Origin of the sequence: Listeria cossartiae subsp. cayugensis, from assembly GCF_014229095.1 — a bacterium.
GTDB lineage: Bacteria > Bacillota > Bacilli > Lactobacillales > Listeriaceae > Listeria > Listeria cayugensis.
In genome coordinates this window covers 473,926-490,070 of record NZ_JAARZC010000002.1, presented here as the reverse complement: position 1 = coordinate 490,070, position 16,145 = coordinate 473,926, and the positions used below count along the sequence as shown (strand labels likewise).

The 16,145-nt window shown below is 40.4% G+C and carries 16 protein-coding genes; 1 reads left to right on the top strand and 15 read right to left on the bottom strand.

What is annotated here, in order from left to right:
* Positions 1-42: 42 nt before the first annotated feature.
* From sdaAB to HCB49_RS09520, 3 genes are read right to left on the bottom strand one after another with little or no spacing between them, the layout of a single operon-like run.
* On the bottom strand, positions 43-705 hold the full coding sequence (sdaAB, locus tag HCB49_RS09530) for an L-serine ammonia-lyase, iron-sulfur-dependent subunit beta (protein ID WP_008948156.1): 663 nt from the start codon (positions 703-705) through the stop codon (positions 43-45).
* Positions 706-743: 38 nt separating this feature from the next.
* Positions 744-2,402 (bottom strand): fatty acid kinase ATP-binding subunit FakA, encoded by a 1,659-nt coding sequence (fakA, locus tag HCB49_RS09525; protein WP_185481532.1) that lies wholly within the window; start codon positions 2,400-2,402, stop codon positions 744-746.
* Between the two features lie 14 nt (positions 2,403-2,416).
* A complete protein-coding gene (locus HCB49_RS09520) occupies positions 2,417-2,782 on the bottom strand; it encodes an Asp23/Gls24 family envelope stress response protein (RefSeq protein WP_003720130.1) in 366 nt (121 codons plus the stop codon).
* A 297-nt stretch (positions 2,783-3,079) separates the two neighbouring features.
* Here HCB49_RS09520 and rpmB point away from each other — a divergent pair, with 297 nt between their 5' ends.
* Entirely contained in the window at positions 3,080-3,268 is a 189-nt protein-coding gene (gene rpmB, locus HCB49_RS09515) for a 50S ribosomal protein L28 (protein WP_003720131.1), read from the top strand.
* 95 nt (positions 3,269-3,363) lie between these two features.
* Here the strand turns inward: rpmB and HCB49_RS09510 are convergent, their stop codons facing one another.
* The 12 genes from HCB49_RS09510 to HCB49_RS09455 all read right to left on the bottom strand — a co-directional run bounded on the left by HCB49_RS09510 (position 3,364) and on the right by HCB49_RS09455 (position 16,123).
* Positions 3,364-4,008, bottom strand: coding sequence for a thiamine diphosphokinase (locus HCB49_RS09510; RefSeq protein WP_185604793.1), 645 nt, complete (start codon positions 4,006-4,008; stop codon positions 3,364-3,366).
* 65 nt (positions 4,009-4,073) lie between these two features.
* On the bottom strand, positions 4,074-4,730 hold the full coding sequence (gene rpe / locus HCB49_RS09505; protein ID WP_185392000.1) for a ribulose-phosphate 3-epimerase: 657 nt from the start codon (positions 4,728-4,730) through the stop codon (positions 4,074-4,076).
* Between the two features lie 2 nt (positions 4,731-4,732).
* Positions 4,733-5,608 carry a ribosome small subunit-dependent GTPase A gene (gene rsgA / locus HCB49_RS09500; protein ID WP_185392001.1) on the bottom strand — a complete coding sequence of 292 codons (876 nt, stop codon included), beginning with the start codon at positions 5,606-5,608 and terminating at the stop codon, positions 4,733-4,735.
* Between the two features lie 18 nt (positions 5,609-5,626).
* Positions 5,627-7,594 carry a Stk1 family PASTA domain-containing Ser/Thr kinase gene (pknB, locus tag HCB49_RS09495; RefSeq protein WP_185604792.1) on the bottom strand — a complete coding sequence of 656 codons (1,968 nt, stop codon included), beginning with the start codon at positions 7,592-7,594 and terminating at the stop codon, positions 5,627-5,629.
* Positions 7,591-8,349 (bottom strand): Stp1/IreP family PP2C-type Ser/Thr phosphatase, encoded by a 759-nt coding sequence (locus tag HCB49_RS09490; RefSeq protein WP_008948163.1) that lies wholly within the window; start codon positions 8,347-8,349, stop codon positions 7,591-7,593. The genes pknB and HCB49_RS09490 overlap by 4 nt, the downstream gene beginning before the upstream one ends.
* A 22-nt stretch (positions 8,350-8,371) precedes the next feature.
* Positions 8,372-9,706 carry a 16S rRNA (cytosine(967)-C(5))-methyltransferase RsmB gene (rsmB, locus tag HCB49_RS09485; RefSeq protein ID WP_185481534.1) on the bottom strand — a complete coding sequence of 445 codons (1,335 nt, stop codon included), beginning with the start codon at positions 9,704-9,706 and terminating at the stop codon, positions 8,372-8,374.
* Positions 9,707-10,645, bottom strand: coding sequence for a methionyl-tRNA formyltransferase (fmt, locus tag HCB49_RS09480; RefSeq protein WP_185604791.1), 939 nt, complete (start codon positions 10,643-10,645; stop codon positions 9,707-9,709).
* Between the two features lie 13 nt (positions 10,646-10,658).
* Positions 10,659-13,052 (bottom strand): primosomal protein N', encoded by a 2,394-nt coding sequence (gene priA, locus HCB49_RS09475; RefSeq protein ID WP_185604790.1) that lies wholly within the window; start codon positions 13,050-13,052, stop codon positions 10,659-10,661.
* A gap of 4 nt (positions 13,053-13,056) precedes the next feature.
* Positions 13,057-14,256 (bottom strand): bifunctional phosphopantothenoylcysteine decarboxylase/phosphopantothenate--cysteine ligase CoaBC, encoded by a 1,200-nt coding sequence (gene coaBC / locus HCB49_RS09470; protein ID WP_185604789.1) that lies wholly within the window; start codon positions 14,254-14,256, stop codon positions 13,057-13,059.
* Positions 14,257-14,408: 152 nt separating this feature from the next.
* Positions 14,409-14,612: a DNA-directed RNA polymerase subunit omega gene (gene rpoZ / locus HCB49_RS09465; protein WP_003728294.1), complete on the bottom strand. Its 204-nt coding sequence runs from the start codon at positions 14,610-14,612 to the stop codon at positions 14,409-14,411.
* Positions 14,612-15,229 carry a guanylate kinase gene (gene gmk, locus HCB49_RS09460; RefSeq protein ID WP_003725659.1) on the bottom strand — a complete coding sequence of 206 codons (618 nt, stop codon included), beginning with the start codon at positions 15,227-15,229 and terminating at the stop codon, positions 14,612-14,614. The genes rpoZ and gmk overlap by 1 nt, the downstream gene beginning before the upstream one ends.
* An 18-nt stretch (positions 15,230-15,247) precedes the next feature.
* On the bottom strand, positions 15,248-16,123 hold the full coding sequence (locus HCB49_RS09455) for a YicC/YloC family endoribonuclease (RefSeq protein ID WP_185604788.1): 876 nt from the start codon (positions 16,121-16,123) through the stop codon (positions 15,248-15,250).
* Positions 16,124-16,145 lie beyond the last annotated feature (22 nt).

Here is a 16,145-nt window from a genome sequence, read left to right as displayed (position 1 = left end):
GGCTTTACACAAATCGAGCGAAAGCCACTGATTTACTAGCGATTAAATCATGACACTTGCTACTTGATAAATCCCTGGTAATTCAGCAATTTTGCTAATTAAAGCTTGTTCGACTTGTTGGTCTACTTCAATGACCATTAACGCTTCGTCGCCTTTTACTTTGCGGGATACTTTCATTTGACCGATATTAATTTTATGGTCGGCAATCACAGAAGATACTGCAGCAATCGCGCCAAATTTGTCTTGATGTAAAATAAGGATAGCTGGAGCAGTTCCAGTGAATTCTAGTTCGAATTCGTTCAAGCGAATAATTTCTACTTTTCCGCCACCAATCGATGCGCCAATTAAGGTCATTTGTTGCATACCATGTTTGAGCACTAATTTTACCGTGTTCGGATGAGGCGGCTCTTCCACTTCTTCAATAAACTGGATGCGCATGCCCCATTCTTCGGCCAGTTGCGGGGATTCTTTCATGCGTGGATCATCTGGCTCAAAACCGAGCAATCCGCCAATCAGCGCCACATCTGTCCCGTGACCTTTATACGTTTTAGCAAAAGAACCATATAAATGAATATCTACTTGGGATGGTTGTTCATTAAAAACAGCTCGCGCAATGGCACCAATTCGACTAGCACCGGCAGTATGAGAACTTGATGGACCAATCATCACTGGGCCAATAATATCAAACACGCTATTAAATTTCACTAAAATCATCCTTTCTTCTATTCATTTACAACGAGGCTTTACTCTACTGCAAAAATATACGGATAAACGGGTTGGTCACCTTCGTGAATTTCTACTTCGACATCGGGGAATGCTTCGGTTACTTTATCAGCAAGTTCTTCTGCTTTTGCAACATCTGAATCTTCACCGACAATAATTGTAACGATTTCGCTATCGTCGTCTAGTAGTTTTTCTAATGTTTCATAAGCTGCTTCTTCTAATGTTGCACAGCTGACTTTGATTTTACCTTCGACCATACCGATGAAGCTGTCTTTTTTAATTTCGACACCTTCCACCGTTGTATCACGTACGGCTGTAGTTACTTGACCGCTTGCCACGTCTTCAATCGCCGCTCTCATTGCTTCTGCATTAGCTAAGAAATCTTGATCTGCTTGGAATGAAAGAACGGCAGTAAGTCCTTGTGGAATCGTTTTTGTAGGAATGATTTGTACTTTATCATCGCCTAAAAGTTGCGCTGCTTGTTCCGCAGCCATTTGGATATTTTTATTATTTGGAAGAACAAAAACTTGTTCTGCGTTTGCTGATTCAATCGCTTTTACAATATCTTCTGTGCTTGGATTCATTGTTTGACCACCAGAAAGAACAACAGATACACCCATGCTTTCAAATAGTTTCTTCAATCCTTCTCCTGCTGAAACAGTAACGATACCATAAGGCGCTTTTTCTTTCGCTGGTGCTTTATCATCACCAACAATTTCATTATGCTGTTCACGCATATTTTCTACTTTCATTTTAAGGAGGCTACCATATTGTTGACCGTAATTCAGTACTTCACCCGGATGTTCAACGTGAACGTGTACTTTAACTACTTCGTCATCAGCTGCTACAAGTAAAGAATCACCAAGTTTGCTTAAATCTTGACGGAACTGTTCTTCGTCAAAAGGTTTTAGCCCTGGTTTATTTTCGTTGATTTTAACGATAATTTCGGTACAGTAACCAAAATGAATATCTTCTGTCGACATAAAGTCTTGCACATGGCGATGGTGTTCTGCATTGATTAATTCACCCATAGAGGCCATATAATCAGGTGCTTCTGCCATTTTGCCAGTTAGTACGCCATAAAATCCTTCGTAAATAATGATAAGACCTTGACCACCACTATCCACTACGCCAACTTCTTTTAAAACTGGAAGTAAATCAGGTGTTTTTTCTAATGCTACTTTTCCTTGTTTCAAAATGGCTTCCATGACTAATTCGATTTCTTTGTGTTCGCTTGCTGCTGCTACACCAGCCTTTGCCGCTTCACGAGCTACAGTAAGGATTGTTCCTTCAACTGGTTTCATAACTGCTTTATAAGCCGTTTCAACGCCTTTTACAAAAGCTGCGGCAAATTCTTCGGCATTTAATGTTTCTTTGTTTTCAATTGATTTCGAAAATCCGCGGAAAAGTTGGGATAAAATAACGCCAGAATTCCCACGAGCACCCATTAGTAAGCCTTTCGCTAAGTTTGCTCCAACGGCACTAATTGTTTCTTTATCGTTTTTCGCAACTTCTTCTGCGCCACTTGTCATCGATAGGTTCATATTCGTTCCCGTGTCACCATCTGGAACCGGGAAGACATTTAATGAATCTACAAAATCAGCATTTTTTGCTAAATTTTCTGCTCCAAGTGCTATCATTGCTGCAAATTTCTCTGAGTCTAACTGATATATACTCACTTACATAATCCTCCTTAAGATTCCTTGATTACTCGGACACCTTGAACATAAATATTCACTGACTCCACTGTAATACCAAGTGTTTTTTCTAGTGTGTATTTTACGCGCTCTTGTACGTTATGCGCTACTTCGGAGATTTTTGTTCCAAAGCTAACAATGATATACATGTCGATATGTATACCTTCTTCTTCTTGTCTCACGATAACACCTTTTGTATAATTTTCTCTTCTAAGAATATCTGTTAAACCATCACGAATTTGATGTCTGCTTGCCATTCCAACGATACCAAAGTTCTCTTCGGCAGCTCCGCCAGCGATTGTTGCAATTACATCACTAGTAATATCGATTTTGCCAAGCTTTGTGTCGATTTCAATTGCCATTCTATATTCCTCCTTGTGGATTATATTCTCGTTCGATTATTTTTTATTATTGATTTTATTTGATTATAAAGTCGTCCTTACCTATTTTACTATAATCACGGCCCTTTGGAAAGCATATCCTCCATTTGCTTGATTAAAGCTACTTTTATGCTGTCAAGTAAAAATTCTTTGCACTATTTTCGCTTATCCTCTTGCAAAGTATACTTGTTTATGATAAATTATTCTAGTGTATGAAAAACAAATGGATAGGTTATTTTAAATAAGTTATCCGAAGAGCTCTGTAAGGAGGGGTAAACTATGGCTAAAGAATGTGTTATTACAGGCCGCAAATCACGTTCCGGTAACAAACGTTCCCACGCAATGAACTCCAGCAAACGTACTTGGAAAGCTAACTTGCAAAAAGTACGGATTCTGGTTAACGGCAAACCTAAAAAAGTTTGGGTATCTGCTCGTGCGCTTAAATCTGGTAAAGTGGAACGCGTTTAATTGAAGGAGAAATCAAGTGCAGCGACAATTATGTCGGTGCATTTTTTCTTTGTCAAAAATAAAAAAACACAGGCCACGTGCGCCTGCATTTCTTATTAATCGTTACTTTGCGTTAATAAAATCATTCCAGTTGTAAAAGAAAATTTTCCTACTTGCTCGACAAATTCATTGCTAGAAAGCGCCGAACCGACTGGATACGTAGCGTTTTCAAGTGGATAGGCAAACCCTTTTAATGTAAGGCCTGTCACATCTTTCATCGTTGTAAAGGCGACGTATTTTTTGTCGGGCAATTTTTCAATTGTGTAGCTTCCTGGTGTGTACATTTTGATGTAGTTATAGCGGTCAATCAATTCTACGACTGGTACAGCTGCTAGAAAACGTGGTTTGGTTAACATCATTAGGTTCGCGAGTAAATGGTCCAAGCGTCCTCCTGTAGCGCCAAAAATGCGTATTTTATCTGGGTGTTGTTCCATTGCCCAACTTAAGCCGATTTCCGTATCAGTTTCATCTTTTTCAGCGGGGAATTCGAGTACCTCGTCTACTTTTGTTTTTAAATCTGCTAATTCTTCGGCTGTAAGTGAATCAAAATCACCCATCGCAATCGTTGGGACAATTCCTCTATCTAATAACCGTTTGGCTCCGCGGTCCACGCCAACCCAACTAATATCTGCATTCGTATATTGCTTTAAATCTGGAAGTTCTGATGCAGGTCCACCAACCATGATATGAATTATCTTCATCTTTGTGTCCCCTTCTTTCCTAACAAATAGGACTGGAACGGTTGATGGTCCCAGCCCAAGTCGACTTACTCTCCTACAATGGCACGTAATTTATCAATCGGTGTTTGACGATTTTTATTGCCGTAAATGTAACTGCCCGCTACAAATACATTGGCACCAGCGTCACGGCATAATTTTGCAGTGTCGTGATCTACGCCGCCATCCACTTCAATCTCAATATCTAAACCTTTTTCATCCACGATTTTTTTGAAGGCGCTAATTTTCTCCAATACTTCTGGAATAAACTTTTGTCCGCCAAAACCAGGATTTACGGTCATAAATAAAACCATGTCTAGTTCATTTAATACATGTTGTAAAACGTCAATTGGTGTTGCTGGATTAAGTACTGCTCCGGCTTTGACACCGTAAGAACGAATTAATTGTAAAGTACGGTGAAGATGCGTACAAGCTTCGACATGCACGGTAATGTAGTCAGCACCCGCTTTTGCAAATTCTGGAATATACGTATCCGGGTTTTCAATCATTAAATGAACATCAAGTGGTAGTTTCGTTTCCGGACGAATTGCTTGAACAACAGCGGGACCAAAAGTAATATTTGGAACGAAATGTCCGTCCATAACGTCAATATGGATGTAGTCTGCGCCGCAATTTTCTACTTCTTTAATATCTCTCGCAAGATTTGCAAAGTCTGCACTTAAAATCGAAGGAGCTATTTTTCCCATTCTTAATACCTCGGCTTTCTGTTTTTTAATTCTTGTAAAATTTGGATATAGTGTTTATAACGAAATTCTGCTATTTCATTTGCTTCAACAGCTGTTTTCACTGCACAGTTTGGTTCGTTTTCGTGCATACAGCCGCGGAATTTACAACCACTACGACGGTCTTCTATTTCTGGAAAACAAAATTGTAGTGTTTCCGGTTGTAAGTCATCCCATTCAATCGAACTAAAACCAGGTGTATCGGCGACAAAACCATCCCCAATTGGCATCAGTTCCACATGTCTCGTTGTATGCTTTCCGCGACCAAGCGAGTTCGAGATCTCGGCTGTTTTTAAAGTTAAATCGCTATTTAAACTGTTTAACAAAGTAGATTTCCCAACACCTGATTGTCCGGCGATTACTGCGATTTTGCCGCTGATGTAATCTTTAATCGCTTCTTTATCTGGCTCATCATTTGTAACGAACACATCATAGCCGATATTTTCATAAATATCTTTATAGACCGCAATCTGCTCTTTTTCCGCTTCTGATGCTAAGTCCATTTTGCTAATACAAATAACGGGTTTGATGTCTTCTTTTTCAATCGCCACTAAAAAACGGTCTGCTAGGTTCGTGGAAAAATCGGGTTCTACTGCTGAAAATACTAAAATTGCAATATCGATGTTTGCCACAGGAGGACGCACAAGGGCATTCTCCCGAGACATCACATCTAAAATATAACCGTCCGTTTTATTTTCGATTTGAAATTCTACATCGTCGCCAACAAGCGGGGAAATATTTCGCTTTCTAAAGTTCCCCCGTGCGCGACATTGATAAACATTTCCTTCTGAAAATACATAGTAAAATCCGCTCAACGCTTTGATAATTTGTCCTTCCAGCACATTTCCTCCGTTCTATTTTTATTTTGGATAAGGGACTGTGCCTTCATCGATTACTTTACCATCACTCATGATTTTATAACCTGCACTAGTACCTTCTTCAATTTGGAAAGTGATTTCTACCGAAGTGTTTTGTGTAATCGTCAATTCTCGGTAAGAACTTGTCATGCTGTGGTTTTTATCTTGAATGTAAATTTGAATTTTCTGTGGTTGTGGATTTTCTTCATCACTTGGGGTATAAGCGATGTTAAATGTTTTCGTTACTTCTTTGACTTGTTTTTCTTTCGGTCCAGCAGAAATGACGATTTCGATCGTATCTCCCGCTGAAACATTTGATCCGGCTGATGGGGACTGCGAAATTACTTGTCCTTTTTCAACAGAATCAGAATTTTCTTCTTTACTGGAAACTTTTAGGCCAAGGGATGATGCGTAATCTTCTACAGCAGTTTTCGTATAACCTCGTAAGTCTTTCAGCGTGATTGGTTCTGCACCTTTACTTACAACGAACTTCACGTTAGTCGATTTGGCTACTACTTCGGTTCCTTGTGCTGGCGTTTGGCTAATAATCATGCCTTTGCCAACTTCGGAGCTATATGCTTCCTCGGACGAAATATTTTTAAAACCTTGTTGCTCAAGTAACGCTTTTGTATCGGTGTAGCTTCTTCCGGTGTAGTTTTCCATCGTTATTTTTTTGGAGCCTATGCTTACAAATAAATTGATTTTTGTTCCTTTTTCTTTCATATCGCCTGCTGCTGGGTCGGTATTAATGACTTTTCCTTCCGCCACTTCATCGCTATTTTTCTCGGCGGTTTTCCCGATGACAAAGCCTTCTTTTTGAAGGAGCGCTACTGCTTGGTCTTCTGTTTTACCAGAAACATCCGGTACAGCTACTTCATCTGGACTTTTACCAAGAAGCCAAAGTAGTAAAATCGCAATGGCAAAAATGGCGATAACCGACGAAACGATGATAGCAATTTTCTTTTTCTTGCTCATTTTTTTCTTTTTCTTGCCTTTTTTCTCATCTGGTGTCGTTTCAGCTGCGGCTACTTTTCCTTCTGGGACAATGGTTTTATCGAGATTCTTCATCGTTTCTTTCGTCGCGATGATTGGAATAGCTTTCGTATCACCATCATCTGTTGGGAAAACGTATTTCGGCTCGTTTAGTCTGTCTGGGTTCAAGCAGGTTTGCAAGTCTTTTTCCATTTCTTCTGCGTTTTGGTAACGTAAAAATGGATCTTTTGCAGTTGCTTTAATAATAATATTTTCTAGGCTTTGTGGTATTTCTGGATTTTGCGCTCTTGCGGACGGGATGTCTGCTTGCAAATGCTTAATCGCAATTGAAACTGCTGATTCACCGTCAAAAGGTACTTTTCCAGTTAATAGTTCGTATAACACGATTCCTAGCGAATAAATGTCTGATTTTTGAGTTGCCATTCCGCCACGTGCTTGTTCTGGAGATAAATAATGAACAGAGCCAAGTAAGGAATTGGTTTGTGTAATCGACGTTTCTGAAAGTGCCATCGCAATTCCAAAATCGGTAATTTTTACCACGCCATCATGATCAATCAAAATGTTTTGCGGTTTTAAATCGCGGTGAATAATATGATGTTGATGGGCAATGGCTACGGCAGAAACGATTTGTAACATAATATCGACTGCTTTGTCGTAGCTGATTGGGTGATTTTCGTGAATGTACTGTTTTAAGTCCATTCCATCCACATGCTCCATTACAATATAATGCAAATCATTTTCTTCACCAACGTCATACACACTAACAATATTAGGGTGAACTAAACTCGTTGCCGATTGAGCTTCTCGTTGGAATCGACGAATAAGGTTGCTCTCATCTGCTAAATCAATGCGTAAAATTTTCACTGCAACGTCTCTATCAAGAATAATATCATGCGCCAAGTACACATTGGCCATTCCGCCGCCGCCTATTGCATGTAAAATCTTATATCGATCACTTAATCGTTTACCAATCATCATGAAGCGTCCCTCCCTTTCTGCGTCAGATCTCGTTCGACTAACAGCACAGTAATATTATCTTCTCCCCCATACGAATTCGCTTTTGTAATAAATACATCTGCTTTTTCGGAAAGAGTCCGTTTACTTTTTAAAATTTCTTCCATTTCTACTTCAGGAACCATATTCGTTAAGCCATCGGAACAAAGCAGTAACGTATCACTCGTTTGAAAAGGTACGACAAACGTATCGACTTCTACTTTCCCTTCTACTCCAAGTGCGCGTAAAAGGATATTTTTCCGTGGGTGATTCATGGCATCTTCTTTGCTAATTTCACCTGTTCTAAGAAGTTCATGTACGAGCGAATGATCTTCGGTAAGTTGGCGTAGAACGTTATTTTGAAGTAAATAACCACGACTATCCCCAACATTAGCGATAACGACTTGTGACTGTGCCATAATTGCAGCTACAAGTGTTGTCCCCATGCCATTGAGGTCCATTTCACTTTCCGCATAAAGAACAATTTGTTTGTTAACTTCTTGAATTGTTTTTTGAAGCCACGTTTCAATTTCTTCCGCGGTCAAAAGTGCGGTCGTTTCTTTCCATGCGTCGCTTAGTAAACGAACAGCCATTTCGCTCGCCACGTCTCCTGCGCGGTGACCACCCATGCCGTCTGCAACAATGACAATTGGCTGGTTGTCTTTATTTTCAAAGACGCCACCATTGTCTTCATTATGATGTCTTATTCTGCCTCTATCTGTTCTAAATTCTGCATGCATTTAAAAGCACCTCACTAATTTTTCAGGACTTCACTTTTCTAAGGCTAGAAACGAAGAAACCATCGCTTCCAATATCTGTCGGTAAAAGTTGAATATAATCGTCCTTCTTGATTTGCGCCAATTTTTCAGGAAGCACAACAGGTTCTATGTTAAATTCCGGATGCTTTTCTAGGAAAGCACGGAGAACTGTTTCATTTTCTTCCTTATCAATGGTACATGTACTATAAACTAATATACCATTTTCTTTTACCAATTGGCTAACATCATCTAAGATTGCTAATTGAATTTCTGCTAATTTGTGAATATCTTTTTCCGTTTTTGCGTATTTAATGTCTGGTTTTCTGCGTAAAACACCAAAGCCAGAGCACGGCGCATCGACTAAAATCCGGTCAAAAGTTGCTGGTTCAAACATCGTGCTCGCAGTTCTTGCATCTAAATGGGCGGTACGAATATTGAGTAGTTGCAATCGTTTTGCAGCTTGATCAATTAATTTGGTTTTCTTTTCATGGATATCAAGCGCATGAACCATTCCTGTACCGTGCATTTTCTCTGCGATATGGGTCGTTTTCCCGCCTGGTGCAGCACAAGCATCTAATACGGTTAAATTGTCTTCCAGTTGAAGTGCGTAAGCTGCGAGCATCGAGCTTTCGTCTTGAATGCTACATTTGCCGTCTTTATATGCTTTTGTTTCTGCGACGGAACCTTTTTCAACGAGTAACGCTTCGTCGATAAATTCATTGCGCGTCACGCTGATTCCTTGATCGTTTAGTTCTTTGATTAGCTGTTCAGTTGGAATTTCCGTTTGGTTGACACGAATACTTTGATGCGGCGCCACTAGGAATGCTAGGCCGATTTCACGTAGTTTTTCGAGACCATATTGCTCCGCCCATCTTTTCGCTAACCATTCTGGCAAGCTTGTTTCAACAGCAATTTTTTGCACGGGATCTTTGATTGCATCGATACTTGGAACGCCTTTACGAATAACATTCCGCAGCACCCCATTGACGAATTTCGTTACGCCTTGGTGCCCTAAGTCTTTCGCGATATCACCAGCTTCATTTAAAATCGCGTGTTCAGGAATTTTATCTAAGAAAGTTAATTGGTAAACGGACATTCTTAGTAAATTTTTCACCCAGTTATCTGGTTCTTTATTTAAAAATGGGGCTAAATAGTAATCAAGCGTAATTTTGCGCTGGGTTGTTCCGTATACTAGTTCTGTAAGTAAACCTTTATCAAGTGGGTTTAACTTTTGTTTTTTCAGTGCATCATTAATTAATAAATGGCTGTATGATTGATTGTTTTCGATTTTAATGATAAGTTCGAGTGCAATTGCACGAACTGTTTTTTGTTTTTTCATTTATTCACCAAACCTTGTCGTCTTGCTTAAATTTCTGCCAGCACCGGACATGAAAGCATGAATATCCATCTTCGGTTTTCCTGCTGGTTGGATTACTGTTGGTACGATGAGTGTTCCGTCACCAGTGATGATTTTAAGTGTGGATTTGTCGGTTAAAATCGTACCTGGTTCGCCGCTAGCTTTAGTATCTTCATAGGTTGCTTCCCAAATTTTAAACGGTTTTTCTTCAAGTGTTGTATAGGCAACTGGCCAAGGAGACAGTCCACGAATTTGGTTGAAAATAGTACGTCCCGGTTTTGTCCAGTCGATTTTTTCTTGTTCTCTAGAAATGTTACGCGCGAACGTTACTTTTTCTTGGTCTTGCGGGATGGCGGTAATTTTTCCTGCTAAAAAGTCTGGTAATGTGTCCATCAATAATTCCGCACCTAGTTCGCTTAATTTATCAAACATCGTGCCGGTATTATCTTCCTCTGTAATTGGAATTTTGCGCTGGCTAATCATATCGCCAGCATCCAATTTTTCTACCATATACATGATAGTCACGCCTGTTTCCGTTTTCCCGTCAAGCAATGCATAATGAACCGGAGCACCACCACGATATTCTGGTAAGAGTGACGCGTGGACATTGATGGCGCCGTGTTTAGGTGATTCAAGTAAACTATTTGGCAAAATTTGGCCATATGCGGCTGTTACAAGCAAGTCCGCTTCAAGCGCAATAAGTTCCTCTAGTTCACTTGATGTGCGTAATTTTTCTGGTTGATAAACTGGAATATTTAATTCTAAAGCTGCTTTTTTGACAGGTGGCGGTGTTAGTACTCGTTTGCGTCCCACTGGTCGATCTGGTTGGGTAACAACTGCAATAACATCATACGCGCCGGCTAATTGCTCTAAAACTGGGACGGAAAATGCCGGTGTTCCCATAAAAATAATTTTTGTCATTGGTTTGCTCCTTCTACATTAATACGTAAGGTTGCACGTCAATCGTGATTGTTAAACCTTTTTGTTGGTCTTTTTGATAATGGGTGATTAATGTTTTTAGTTCTTTTTTTAAGTTTGGTTCGATTTTATATTTTATAATGCACTGGTAGCGATATTTGTTTTTGATTCGGGTGATGGTGCTTGGTACAGGGCCAAGAATGACGGCATCTGGACCTAACTTCCCGCGTAAAAATTGGGCCATTTCTTGAATGGTGCGAATGGCTTTCATTTCATTTTCATCGCTAACATTAATCATCGTTAAGTAATAAAATGGCGGATAAGAGCCCATTTTTCGCAGTTGCATTTCGTGATTATAAAAGCCGATAAAATCATGCTTCTTGGCGAATTCGATGCTGTAATGTTCTGGATTGTAGCTTTGCACGACTACTTCACCGGTTCGTTCGTGGCGCCCTGCCCGTCCGCTTACTTGTGTGAGTAATTGGAAAGTTCGTTCTGAGGCGCGGAAGTCTGGTAAATGGAGCATCGTGTCGGCGTTCAATACCCCTACTAACGTAATATCTGGAAAGTCTAGCCCTTTAGCAATCATTTGTGTTCCGAGCAAAATATCGGCTTCGTGATTACGAAAGCTGTTGAGTAGCTTTTCATGGGCGCCTTTTGTTCGAGTTGTATCAACATCCATTCGAATAACGCGGGCTTCTGGAATTAATTTTGTTAAGCTTTCTTCTACTTTTTGGGTACCTGTTCCAAAATAGCGAATATGCTCGCCTTCACAGCTTGGGCATTTTTGCGGTACGCGTTCTTCATGGCCGCAGTAATGGCATTTCATTTGGTTGCTTGATTGATGATAAGTGAGTGAAATATCGCAATTCGGGCATTCCACGACATAACCGCAATCCCGGCACATCACAAAGGAAGAATAACCGCGGCGATTCAGCATTAAAACCGTTTGTTCTTTTTTGGCGATTCGGTCTTTGATTTTTTCTAATAGTTCGGTCGAAAATTCAGTGCGGTTTTCTTTGCGTAGTTCTTCGCGCATATCCACGACATTCACTTCCGGCATTGCGCGATCATTGACCCGGCTCGGCAATTCAATTAACGTATAAACACCCTTTTTCGCCCTTGCAAAAGATTCAAGTGACGGGGTGGCGCTGCCGAGAACGACCGGACATTGGTATTTTGTTGCGCGCCAAATCGCTACATCTCTTGCATGATACCGCGGATTATCTTCTTGCTTATAACTAGCTTCGTGTTCTTCGTCGATAATAATAATGCCGAGATTCTCAAATGGAGCAAATACGGCGGAACGAGCTCCAACGACCACGCGAGCTTCTTTTCGTTCAATTTTGCGCCATTCATCGTATTTTTCTCCTGAAGAAAGCGCACTGTGTAACACCGCCACTTCACTTCCAAAACGGCTTTTGAAACGTTCAACCATTTGTGGTGTTAAAGAGATTTCTGGTACTAAAACGATTGCTTCTTTGCCTTCTTTAAGTTTGGCTTCGATTGTTTGTAAGTATATTTCAGTTTTCCCGCTTCCGGTAACCCCATGAATTAAGAAAGTTTCTTGTTCTGATGCTGCGCTTATTTTCTCGCAAGCCGTTTGTTGGTCTGGTAGTAACTCAAGTGATTCGCTTTTTTCAAATTGGTGGTTTTCGTATGGGTCGCGCGAAATGATTTTTTCTTGGATAGTGAGCAAACCTAGGTCTACTAATTTTTTGATGGTTGCATCCGTTGTTTCGGCTTGCTTTTTCAGTTCGACTGCGGTAATTTCTGGACCTTCGAAAGCTTGAAAAAAGGCAAGTACGCGTGACTGTGCTTTGGCATTTTTGGGCATATCTTCTATTATTTCAGCTAATTGATGCGGCGCTTTTAGGCAACTCACAACGCGAACTTTTTTGTTGGTGATTTTATTTTTCACTTGGTAGACAACTTCCACGCTACCTTCTTGCACCCATTTGCCAATTTGTTTGAGCAAACCGCGTGCTTCAGCTACTTTCCAATCAAGCGTTTCATAGCCTTCAAATAGCTGTTCTAGTTCTTCGTTTTCTTCGTCTAATCGCAAAAAATATTTTTCATATTTCGCTCGTAGTGCAGCTGGTAACATGGCTTGATAAGCTGAAACGCGAAAACTAAGCGTATCTTCCGCCAACCAGTCGCCTAGTTCCATCAGTTCCTCATTCAAAACTGGTGCTAAATCCATCACGCCATCAATACCTTTTAATTTCGGATTTTCTTCTGTTTCACCAAGGGCGACAACAAAACCTTGTATTTTACGATTTCCAAACGGGACACTCACTCGCATGCCAGGGCGAATAAGTTCTTCTAAATCTTCTGGAATAAAATAATCAAATGGACGGTCCACTTGCATGGCGGGCACGTCCACAATTACTTTCGCAATCTTAATCATTCGTTCACTTCCTTAAAAAGTTAGCAGCTTCTTCGATGATATGTTCAGCAACTTCTTTTTTGTCTAGTATCGGTAACGCCTCGCTGGAACCATCTTTACGATAAAATGTCACGATATTCGTATCTCCAGAAAAACCTGCGCCAGCTTCGCTAATATTATTTGCGACAATCATATCAGCATTTTTGGACGTTAGTTTTTTTAGTGCATTGGCTTCTAAGTTTTCGGTTTCTGCGGCAAAACCAATCACGACTTGCTCGGCTGTTTTATGTTGACCGATTTCGAGTAAAATGTCTTTTGTTCGTTTCATTTCAATCGTAAAATCGCCTGGTTGTTTTTTGATTTTTTGGTCTGAAACTTGTGCTGGCGTGTAATCCGCTACGGCAGCCGTCATCACAAAAACATCTTGCGCGACTTTTCGCTCATTCACAGCTTGGTACATTTCTTCTGCAGATTCAACGTAAATTGCTTCTACACCAGGCGGTACGGGAAGTGCCTTGCTTGTCGTAACGAGTGTAACGTTTGCGCCATGACGAGCGGCGGATTCGGCAATACTAAAGCCCATTTTGCCTGTAGAATGGTTGGTGAAATAGCGTACTGGATCTAGTTTTTCGCGAGTCGCGCCGGCTGTTACTAGGACGTTTTTATCGCGTAATAAATCATTATCTTCTTGAAAAAATTCAGCAATACGGAGAACAATTTTTTCTGGTTCTTCGAGGCGACCGCGGCCAACATAGCCACATGCCAAGTAACCTTCTTCTGGCTCGATAAAACGGACTCCATCTGCGTATAGTTGATTAATATTTCGAATGACTGCTGGATGCTGAATCATATGGACATTCATTGCTGGTGCTACCCAAACTGGCGCTTCAGTTGCAAGAATCGTTGTTGTTACCATATCGTCCGCGATGCCATTTGCCATTTTGCCAATCACATTTGCGGTTGCTGGTGCGACAATAACTAAATCAGCCCAGTCTGCTAAATCGATATGCGCGACTACGCTAGATTTTTTTTCGTCAAATGTATCAGTATAAACGTCATTTTTAGATAATACTTGAAACGAAAGCGGTGGGACAAATTCCTGTGCGTGCTCGGTCATCATGACTTTGACGTTTGCTCCGGCTTGCGTTAATTTACTTGTAAGTGCGACTGCTTTATAAACAGCAATGCCACCAGACACTGCGAGTAAGATATTTTTTCCTTGCATCGATAAGTCACCTCATTTTAATATAAAAATCATTACTTCCATTATACCTTAAATTAAGGCAGGACAAAACCATGAAGAAACGACATTTCCGCTTATTTTTATGATGCGTCTAACTAACAAAAAAGCCCCGCAAGAAAGCGGAGCAGTTAAGCTTATTTATCGTCGTTTTGTAAAACTAATTTTCCAGCGTGAATTTCTTCTAACGCTTTACCAACAAATTTGTCTGATTGGTAGCTTGGCAATACGCCTTTATCATTTTCCAGTTGCATGTAGCGCGCACGTTTAGCGGCCACTGTAACTAGCGAATATTTTGAGTCGATTTTTAACAATAAATTATCAATTGATGGATATAACATCATTGTAATCCCTCCAACATTTTTTTGTAGCGATGAATTACTCGCTCAGTTTTTAAGTGTTCTGTTTCGACGATGCCTTTGATTTTTTGTACGGCGTTTGCTACAACATCATTCACCACAGCATAATCATAAGACGCCATCATTTCGATTTCTTTTTTCGCTGTTTCCATGCGTTCCTCAACAACTTCCATCGACTCTGTGCCGCGACCGATAATCCGGTTTTTTAGTTCGGATAAATCTGGTGGCGTTAAGAAAATGAAAATTCCTTCTGGCATCGCTTTTCGAACTTGCATTGCTCCCTGTACTTCAATTTCGAGAAAAATATCCACTCCTGCGGCAAGTTTTTCCTCGACATATTCAAGCGGAGTGCCGTAATAGTTACCGACGTACTCTGCATATTCTAACATTTTTCCGTCTTTGATAGCTTGTTCAAAAACTTCTCTTGAACGAAAATAATAATCGACCCCGTCTTGTTCGCCTTCACGCGGAAGACGCGTTGTCATAGAAATAGAATAATCAAAACTTGTTTCCGGATCTTTAAAAACAGCTTCCCGAACAGTTCCTTTACCTACTCCAGATGGACCTGAAAGTACAATTAACAGTCCTCTTTCTGTCATCATTTCCCCTCCTGCATATCATTCCACATTTTGCACTTGCTCTCGAATTTTTTCTAGCGTCGTTTTCATTTCCACCACTTGTTCGGTGATTTTCAGAGAACTGGCTTTGGATCCAATCGTGTTGACTTCGCGGTTCATCTCTTGAATAAGAAAATCCAGCTTCCGACCAATTGGTTCTTCGAGTAAAATAATACCATAAAATTGCTTTAAATGGCTCTTTGTTCGTTCGACTTCTTCGTTAATGTCTGCCTTTTCAAGTAGCATTGCGACTTCGGTAAGAACGATACTAGGATCAAATTGTTCGCCTACAACATTTTGTAAACGTGTTTCGATTTTTTCTTGATAATGTTTTTCTGTGTTTGGAATTTCGGCTTGAATGATTTCCAAGCTGTTCTCGAGTGCGGTAAGATGTTGTTTGAAATAAAGCAGTAATTCTGTGCCTTCCATCCTTCTCATCTCATCCAAACGCTCGGTTGCGCGGGCAAGTGTGTCTAAAACTAGTTGTTCTAATTCGCTACTTGCTTCTACTTCTTCCTCAATAGAAAGATACGCTTGTTCTTGAAGTAAATCGGTCATCGTTGGTAATGCTTGTAATTCATATCTAGCGCTTGCTTGTTTAATAAAACGGTAATAGCTGTCTGCGAGGTCCCAATCAATATGTAGTGCACGTTTTGAAATTTGCTCTCCTGTGATGGAAAAGAAACATTCAATTCTACCACGTTTGATTTGCTTACTTACGGTCTTTTTTAATTTCCCTTCTAAATAAGCGAGCTGCTTTGGCATCCGAAAAAGAAATTCGGAATAGCGGTGGTTGACTGCTTTTAATTCAATGGTTACTTTGAACGCTTCCAATTCTTTCGTTGCACGCCCAAATCCCGTCATGCTTTTCACCATTCGGCAAGACACCTTTCATAAC

What these genes read in the sequence shown, in the direction of transcription:
- rsmB (WP_185481534.1), bottom strand. Translation starts at nt 9,706, where the DNA reads ATGAAAAAACAAAAAACAGTTCGTGCAATTGCACTCGAACTTATCATT.
- HCB49_RS09455 (WP_185604788.1), bottom strand. Translation starts at nt 16,123, where the DNA reads ATGGTGAAAAGCATGACGGGATTTGGGCGTGCAACGAAAGAATTGGAA.
- pknB (WP_185604792.1), bottom strand. Translation starts at nt 7,594, where the DNA reads ATGATGATTGGTAAACGATTAAGTGATCGATATAAGATTTTACATGCA.
- priA (WP_185604790.1), bottom strand. Translation starts at nt 13,052, where the DNA reads ATGATTAAGATTGCGAAAGTAATTGTGGACGTGCCCGCCATGCAAGTG.
- rpe (WP_185392000.1), bottom strand. Translation starts at nt 4,730, where the DNA reads ATGGGAAAAATAGCTCCTTCGATTTTAAGTGCAGACTTTGCAAATCTT.
- coaBC (WP_185604789.1), bottom strand. Translation starts at nt 14,256, where the DNA reads ATGCAAGGAAAAAATATCTTACTCGCAGTGTCTGGTGGCATTGCTGTT.
- rpoZ (WP_003728294.1), bottom strand. Translation starts at nt 14,612, where the DNA reads ATGTTATATCCATCAATTGATAATTTATTGTTAAAAATCGACTCAAAA.
- gmk (WP_003725659.1), bottom strand. Translation starts at nt 15,229, where the DNA reads ATGACAGAAAGAGGACTGTTAATTGTACTTTCAGGTCCATCTGGAGTA.
- HCB49_RS09510 (WP_185604793.1), bottom strand. Translation starts at nt 4,008, where the DNA reads ATGAAGATAATTCATATCATGGTTGGTGGACCTGCATCAGAACTTCCA.
- rpmB (WP_003720131.1), top strand. Translation starts at nt 3,080, where the DNA reads ATGGCTAAAGAATGTGTTATTACAGGCCGCAAATCACGTTCCGGTAAC.
- HCB49_RS09520 (WP_003720130.1), bottom strand. Translation starts at nt 2,782, where the DNA reads ATGGCAATTGAAATCGACACAAAGCTTGGCAAAATCGATATTACTAGT.
- HCB49_RS09490 (WP_008948163.1), bottom strand. Translation starts at nt 8,349, where the DNA reads ATGCATGCAGAATTTAGAACAGATAGAGGCAGAATAAGACATCATAAT.
- fmt (WP_185604791.1), bottom strand. Translation starts at nt 10,645, where the DNA reads ATGACAAAAATTATTTTTATGGGAACACCGGCATTTTCCGTCCCAGTT.